Annotated in this window: 7 protein-coding genes and 1 tRNA gene; 3 read left to right on the top strand and 5 right to left on the bottom strand. The window is 63.4% G+C overall.

From position 1 onward, the window contains the following. The first annotated feature begins 124 nt into the window (after positions 1 to 124). Positions 125 to 724, top strand: a complete 600-nt coding sequence (locus AHiyo1_RS20620; protein WP_059389830.1) for a TetR/AcrR family transcriptional regulator — start codon at positions 125 to 127, stop codon at positions 722 to 724. A gap of 24 nt (positions 725 to 748) precedes the next feature. Here the strand turns inward: AHiyo1_RS20620 and AHiyo1_RS20625 are convergent, their stop codons facing one another. Next, positions 749 to 1,603 carry a LysR substrate-binding domain-containing protein gene (locus AHiyo1_RS20625; protein ID WP_059389831.1) on the bottom strand — a complete coding sequence of 285 codons (855 nt, stop codon included), beginning with the start codon at positions 1,601 to 1,603 and terminating at the stop codon, positions 749 to 751. Between the two features lie 150 nt (positions 1,604 to 1,753). On the opposite strand from AHiyo1_RS20625, the gene AHiyo1_RS20630 reads away from it, so the two are divergent. Further along, positions 1,754 to 3,151 (top strand): MFS transporter, encoded by a 1,398-nt coding sequence (locus AHiyo1_RS20630; RefSeq protein ID WP_059389832.1) that lies wholly within the window; start codon positions 1,754 to 1,756, stop codon positions 3,149 to 3,151. Between the two features lie 78 nt (positions 3,152 to 3,229). Here AHiyo1_RS20630 and AHiyo1_RS20635 read toward each other — a convergent pair whose 3' ends face one another. The 3 genes from AHiyo1_RS20635 to AHiyo1_RS20640 all read right to left on the bottom strand — a co-directional run bounded on the left by AHiyo1_RS20635 (position 3,230) and on the right by AHiyo1_RS20640 (position 4,674). After that, positions 3,230 to 4,363, bottom strand: a complete 1,134-nt coding sequence (locus AHiyo1_RS20635; RefSeq protein WP_370872243.1) for a N(5)-(carboxyethyl)ornithine synthase — start codon at positions 4,361 to 4,363, stop codon at positions 3,230 to 3,232. A gap of 17 nt (positions 4,364 to 4,380) precedes the next feature. Next, complete coding sequence (locus AHiyo1_RS27765) at positions 4,381 to 4,515, bottom strand: hypothetical protein (protein WP_264637052.1); 135 nt, start codon at positions 4,513 to 4,515, stop codon at positions 4,381 to 4,383. A gap of 85 nt (positions 4,516 to 4,600) precedes the next feature. Then, positions 4,601 to 4,674 (bottom strand) — tRNA-Gly (locus AHiyo1_RS20640). Positions 4,675 to 4,911: 237 nt separating this feature from the next. On the opposite strand from AHiyo1_RS20640, the gene AHiyo1_RS20645 reads away from it, so the two are divergent. Continuing rightward, complete coding sequence (locus AHiyo1_RS20645) at positions 4,912 to 5,358, top strand: SRPBCC family protein (RefSeq protein WP_059389834.1); 447 nt, start codon at positions 4,912 to 4,914, stop codon at positions 5,356 to 5,358. Positions 5,359 to 5,365: 7 nt separating this feature from the next. Here AHiyo1_RS20645 and AHiyo1_RS20650 read toward each other — a convergent pair. Then, the coding region (locus tag AHiyo1_RS20650) for a CAP domain-containing protein (protein WP_253257514.1) at positions 5,366 to 6,718 on the bottom strand (1,353 nt) is incomplete at its 5' end.

The following is a 6,718-nucleotide window of genomic DNA, read 5'->3' on the forward strand; positions in this document are numbered from 1 at the left end:
CGGCAACGGGGATTTGGGTGTTCATGACATTCTCCAACTAATTGGTTGCTTTCGACGTGAGTTCAGACTAGACCCCACCCTCGAAAACTGCAACTACTTGGTTGGAATCTGTTAAGGTGGACACATGGCATGGGATACCGAGCGGACCAAGCGACTCCTCCTTGAGGCGGCGACTGCCGAGTTTTGCCAATTCGGACTCGCCGGCGCCAGGGTGGACCGCATCGCTGCTGCGGCCGGAGTCAACAAGGAACGCATCTATCAGTACTTCGGTAAGAAAGATCTTCTCTTCGACGCCGTGATCGCGTCCCAGCTCAGCAAAGTGGTGGACGAAGTCCGCATCGAGGGCGCCGGTCCCGAAGCCTTGGCCGATTACGCCGGACGCCTGTTCGACCATCACCACCAGGACGCCACCCTTCCGAGGCTGCTGTTTTGGGAGGGCCTGGAGCGGGGCGAATATGTGGTGAACCGTCCGGACCGGGCCGCGAACTGCAGGAACAAGGTTGACGGTGTCATCCGGGCCATGCCGGGGACGTCCAAGGAAGACGCGGCCGATCTGATGCTCACCATCATTGCGTTGTGTGACGCGTGGCCGGTACTGCCCGAGCTGGATGGCCTCATGGCCGGCAGCAAGGGGCCAATCAGGGCGGAGCGGCGCCGGAAGGCGATCGTCCGGACCGTCCTTCTCGCCGCGCAGGCGCTCGCCCCGGAGCGCAGCGCGGTTTAGCCACGCGCGGTTTGGTGGCGCTTGCTACGCCTGCTTATTGAGTGTTCTGCCGATGATCGCCTGCGTCAGCGCATCCACCACCTCGGCGTTCGCCAAGGGGTTGCGGATCAAGGTGAAGTCGACATCGCCCACGGGCGGGAGGTCGAAGCGCTTGGTGATCACCGTGAGGTCCTCGGGAACCAGCGACGACGGCATCACGGCGACGCCGATGCCCGCGCGCACCGCTGCCAGGACACCGGCGATCTGCTTGGTCGAGCAGGTGACCCGCCACGTCCGGCCCATGGCCTCCAGCGCGTCGATGGCCAGTTTCCGGCTGACGCTCGGAGCCGGATAGCAGATCAGCGGCACGGGGCTGGCCGGGTCCAGTACCGTTTGTTCGACCCCGACCCAGGCAAATTTGTCGTGCCGGACCACCGTGCCGTCCTTCGCCTCGCCCACCCACTTCACGAAGACGAGATCCAACTGGCCCGCATTGACCCGTTTGTAGAGCTGGTCGCTCTGGCTGACCGTGAGTTCAAGGTTGATCTGGGGGTACAGCTGCCGGAACTCGCGCAGGATCCGAGGCAGCCCCGTGATCGCGAGGTCGTCGGCGGTTCCGAACCTCAAACGGCCGCGCATGGCTGAACCGGAAAAGTACCTCGCCGCGGAATCGTGCGCTGAGAGGATGTTGCGGGCAAAGCCTGCCATGGCGTCGCCATTGTCGGTGAGCCGGACATCCCGGGTGTCGCGGGCTACGAGCGCCCGTTTGGCCGCCATCTCCAGCTTTCGCACATGCTGGCTGACCGTGGGTTGGGCCAGGCCGAGGCGCTCGGCTGCCTTCGTGAAACTCAAAGTCTCGGCCACGGCCAGGAAGGACCGCAGCTGCACGGGTTCGAACACGGGACTCCTTGGATAGCTACCTTCACCGCCGCCCACGCCGGTGTATTGCACTTCGCAATGCTAGTTATACGGCCAATTCACTTCCATAATCACCGCGGCCAACCCTAGCGTTAAAGGCATCCCAGCGAAACGCCTATCCAAGGACTACTTTTGGCACCCCCACCGCCCTCAGCGGCAAACGTCAGCCAACCCGCCATCGATTCACTCGCCGCAAGCAGCCGAATTCCGCACGCTGCCGACCCTGACACGGTCACCCAGCCGATCGCCGTCGTCAACGAACGGCTGCCTTGGCGGCACACCTTCATTTCCCTCAAAGTACCCAACTTCCGGATCTTCGCCGTAGGCCACTTCGTAGCTGTCATCGCACTCTGGATGCAGAGAATCGCCCAGGACTGGTTGGTACTACAGCTCTCCGGATCCGTCACCGCCGTCGGAATAACGGTGGCATTGCAGTTCACGCCGTCGCTTTTCCTGGGCCCCTGGGGCGGCATGATGGCGGACCGCTTCGCCAAGCGACGCATCCTCATCCTGTGCCAAAGCGTCGCGGCCTCCCTGGCTGCCATCCTTGCCGTGTTGGCGTTGAGCCACCACATCGAGGTGTGGCACGTTTACGTGATCGCTTTTGTCCTGGGCCTCGTGACGGTCCTCGACCAGCCCGCACGGCAGGTCTTCGTCAACGAACTCGTGGGGCCGAAATACCTGCGCAACGCGATTAGCGTCAACTCCACCACATTCCAGTTGGGCGGCCTCATTGGTCCCGCCCTGGCCGGCGTGCTGCTGACCGCGGTCGGAGCGGGCTGGGCCTTCGCGGCGAACGCGGTGGCTTGCTGCTCCACGGTCACCATGCTCTTGATGCTGCGCAAGAATGAACTTTATGTCAGCACGCCCGTGCCAAAACGCAAGGGGATGCTGCAGGAGGGACTGCGATACGCACTCAGCAAGCCCACGATCTACTGGCCGTGGCTCATGGCCGGCTTTGTAGCGGTCTTCGCGATGAGCCTGCCCGTGCTCCTCGCTGCCTTCGCGGACCACATCTACCATGCCGGTGCCGGCGGCTACGGTTTGCTCAACGCCATGGTGGCCCTTGGCGCGCTCGCCGGAGCAATCACGTCGGCCCGCCGCCGCCAGTTGCGCCTGCGCTCGGTGGTGCTGTGCGCCGGGATGTATGGCTTGATGCTGTGCCTGGCCGCGTTGGCGCCATCGATGGTGTGGCTCTCCGCTGCCATGGTCCTCTCCGGATTCTGGTGCCTCATGTTCCTGACCGCCGCCAACCAGCTGGTCCAGGTCAGCGCCAACATGAGCATCCGCGGCCGCGTCATGAGCCTTTACATCATGGTGCTCATTGGTGGCCAAGCCATCGGCGGACCCATGATGGGCTGGCTTGCCGAGCACCTGAACCCGCACGCTGCACTCTTGGTGTCAGGCGGGGTGCCGGCGCTTGCAGCGGCGACAGTCGCCGTCGTGCTGGCCCGGAAGTCTGAGTTGCGGCTCAAAGTGAATGTCCGGGACCGACGCCGGATGGTGCGGATCGTCCCGCAGTCGGCGTAGCGGAGTGTCGCCAAAACGCGGCTGAGCCGGGCACCCACAAGGCGCCCGGCTCAGCCGCATTATGAGGTTACGAGGCGACTACGCCGCGAGGTGCGGGTAGTCGGCTGAGCGCTCTTGGAACTGGAGCACGTCCGGGTTCCGGATGATGCCGTCGCGGATCTCGATGGCTCGCGAGATTGTTTCGCTGGCGTCCCAGGCCTCGGGGCCCGAAATGACAGTCTCGAGGAACGGCAGGAGCGCCTCGCTGATTTCCCAGCTGGACGAGTTCCACAGGTAGGACGGGCTGTGGTCCACGGCGTAGTAGTTGATGTGGTCGCCCACCGTGAACATGGGCTCGGCGAACGTCGTGGTCCGCGCCCAACTGAAGCCCATGCCTTCGTCGCAGGAGACGTCAACAATCAAGCTGCCCGGCTGGAACGCATCCAGGTCCTCGGTCCGCAGGTACGTCAGCGGCGAGTTCGGATCCTGCAGCGTGCAGTTGACCACTATGTCGGCGGCGGCAAGGAACGGAGCCAGCGGCTTGCGTCCGCGATCGGTAATGACCTCGCTCAGGAAAGGGGCGTTCTGGTCGTGGTCGAACTGCACTATGCGCACCGAGTGGATGGGCGAACCGACCGCCGCAACTCCGCGGTTGGTCAGCACCTGGACATCGTGGATGCCGTGCGCGTTCAGGGCTGTGACCGCGCCACGCGCCGTAGCTCCGAAACCAATCACGACGGCGCTCAGCCGCCTCCCGTAGTCACCCGTCGAGCCCGTCAGGGCAAGGGCATGGATGACGGAGCAGTAGCCTGCAAGTTCGTTGTTCTTATGGAACACGTGAAGCCCGAAGCCGCCGTCGCTGGCCCAATGGTTCATCGCCTCGAAGGCGATCAAGGTCAGCTTCTTGTCGATGGCGAGTTGGGTGATGGCCCTGTCCTGGACGCAGTGCGGCCAACCCCAGAGGACTTGCCCGTCGCGGAGGTCGGCCAGGTCTTCCGGCTGCGGTTTGGGCAGGAGGATGACATCCGAATTCGAGATCAGTTCTTCACGGCTTGCCATGCCACCGACCAGCGGCTCAAGTTGGCTGTCCGAAAAGCCGAAGCGCTCTCCGTAGCCGCGCTCCAGCCGGATGTGTTGCCGGAGTTCCGGAGCAATGCGCTCCAAGTGCAGGGGATGGACGGGCAGCCGGCGCTCGTCCGGCTTCCGCGATGTCGACAGGATGCCGAGGGTCATGGCGCCTATATGGCCGCTCACTTTTTGTTGCCGGTTGCCGGCTTGGCCACCGTGGTTGCGGAGGACTCTGAAGCCCTCTTATCCGCGCGCTTTTCTTTGATGGATTTGCCGGATTTTTTCGATGCAGCTTGGCGAGGTGATTTGTCAGCCATGATCGCTCCCTAGAGCAGAGCCGAAATGGCTCCTAGCTCCTGACGATACACCCAAGGGCTTGGGCACCTTGTATCAGGGCAGAAATGGAGCGGGCGACGGGAATCGAACCCGCGTATCGAGCTTGGGAAGCTAGCGCTCTACCATTGAGCTACGCCCGCATTGCTCCGCAAACCAGCCGGAGCAGATCCCAGCTTAGCGCAGATGGCGCGCTGATCCGGACACAGACTCACCGGTATCACGGTCTCATCAAATTCCCTGCCGGGCTCGTAAAGATTCGGTTAAGGCTCGACGTGGGTGTGTTGCGCTGCGCCACGCCTGACTATTCTGTAGCAGTTAGCTGCTGTGTCATGGGGAACCCGGCTATGTCCAAGAGCCGTACGCCGAAAGAGGATTCCGTGGCATTTGCAGAGCATGAAGTACTCATTGGTCGCGACGCCATGACCGTTTACCAATTCCTGGTGGACGGGCTCAACAATCCCCTGTGGCGCAGTGGAATCCGCAGCATTTCCCTCCGTTCCGGACATGCCGGCGAAAAAGGCGCCGTTTACCAGCAGACTTTGGCGGGGCCGGGCGGGCGGCCGATCGCGGCTGACTTCCAAATCACTGAAGCCAGGCCGGGCGCCGAAGTGCGCTTCGCCGTCGTTGCCGGTCCTGCGCGGCCCACCGGCGGCTACTACCTCAGCACCGAGGGGCCCAATACCCGCCTGCGGTTCGCGCTGGAGTACCACCCCAAAGGCTTGCAGAAACTCATGAACGGCATGATCCAGAAGACCATGGAAGAGGAAGTCGTCCAGCTGGAGCAGCTCAAGTCGGTCATCGAGGAGCAAACCTCCGAGGCTTAGGGCCCAGTTACTGCGCCAGCTTGAGTCCGCCCAAGCCGGTGACCGGAGTGCTCGGCGTCGTGAGGCGTCCGCCGGTCAGGTCCCAATATTCGATCGTTCCGTTGCTCAGGAGGCCCGCGATTCCAGTCGTGTTGAGGCCCGTGACACCGTTGAGCGAGCGCAATCCGGAGTAGTCCGTCCATCCGGTTCCCACTACCAGCCTAGCCTCCGACTTCGGCGTGGTGAGCCCGGAGCCGCGGTAGAGGCGCAGGTTCCCGTTTGCTTCCACGGCCAGCAGGTCCTGGAAGCCGTCGGCGTCGTAGTCCACCATGCTGAGCCGGATGGCACTGACGCCCGTGCCCACTTGAGTCCGCCCCACCATGGCGGTTAGCCCCACGTTCCGGTACAGGTAAAGCGCGCCGCTGGAATCAATGGCGAGGATCTGCGGGAGCCGGTTGTTGCCGCACCAGATGCCCACGGCCATGGTCATCGACTGCCAACCCGATAGGCCCAACACCACTGGGGCCTTGAACCCTCCGCTCACCACGCCGGGGTAGAGGAGGAGCCTGCCGTCCAGCATCTGGACGAGGACATCGATCACGCCGTCGCGGTCCCAATCAGTGGTCATCACTTCTTTCGCCCCGGCGAAACCGGTCCCGACTGTCCGGGCAGGACCGAACGTGCCGTTGCCAAGTGCAGGGTAGTCCCTCAGGTTTCCCGAAGGGTCGACGGCGACGAGGTCACCTGCGCTGCGGATGGCTGCCGCACTGAGGTCCAGCGTGGGCGGCTCGTGCTTCACGATGGGGTCGCAGACCGTCGGTGGCGGAAGTTGGGGAGGGGCTGTGCCCGCGCCCGGGCTGTTGACTGTGCCGGCGGGCAGAGTCGTGTAGCCGAAGAGATTGACCACGCCCCACATCGTGTAGCTATTGGGGGTGGTTTGGTAGTTGCCGTCCGTGAAAGTGATGCCGACGCCAATCACGTTGAGACGTGGATCACGCAGCAGTGCGTCGTGGGCGGGCGAGCTTTTCCACCATTCGACAAGCTGGGCGGCATCCCGATCCCAGCGGACAGCGATGACTTCACCTGCGCCGTTGTTGGGGTTCAAGGCCCTGGGATCGGTCCAGAAGTTGGGGCGGTGTTCAATCACTTGGCGGCTGGCGATGTTGTTGGACCAGTCCTGCGAAAGACTGGACACCGTGGGGTTGTACTTCACCGGGTTCAAGCCAAGCGACGTCCTGTAGGCATTGATGGCGTTGAACACGGCCAGAACCTGGGCGGAATTGTCGTCATTGACCAATGCTTGCGCCGAGACGAGCGGGACGGCCGCGGGGGAGGATTTGGTCGGGGCTGGAGCCGGATCCGGGCGGCGGGACGTCCCCTG

Source organism: Arthrobacter sp. Hiyo1 (genome assembly GCF_001263615.2).
In the GTDB taxonomy this organism is placed as follows: Bacteria; Actinomycetota; Actinomycetes; order Actinomycetales; family Micrococcaceae; genus Arthrobacter.

What these genes read in the sequence shown, in the direction of transcription:
- AHiyo1_RS27765 (WP_264637052.1), bottom strand. Translation starts at nt 4,515, where the DNA reads ATGGCTGACAAATCACCTCGCCAAGCTGCATCGAAAAAATCCGGCAAA.
- AHiyo1_RS20620 (WP_059389830.1), top strand. Translation starts at nt 125, where the DNA reads ATGGCATGGGATACCGAGCGGACCAAGCGACTCCTCCTTGAGGCGGCG.
- AHiyo1_RS20635 (WP_370872243.1), bottom strand. Translation starts at nt 4,363, where the DNA reads ATGACCCTCGGCATCCTGTCGACATCGCGGAAGCCGGACGAGCGCCGG.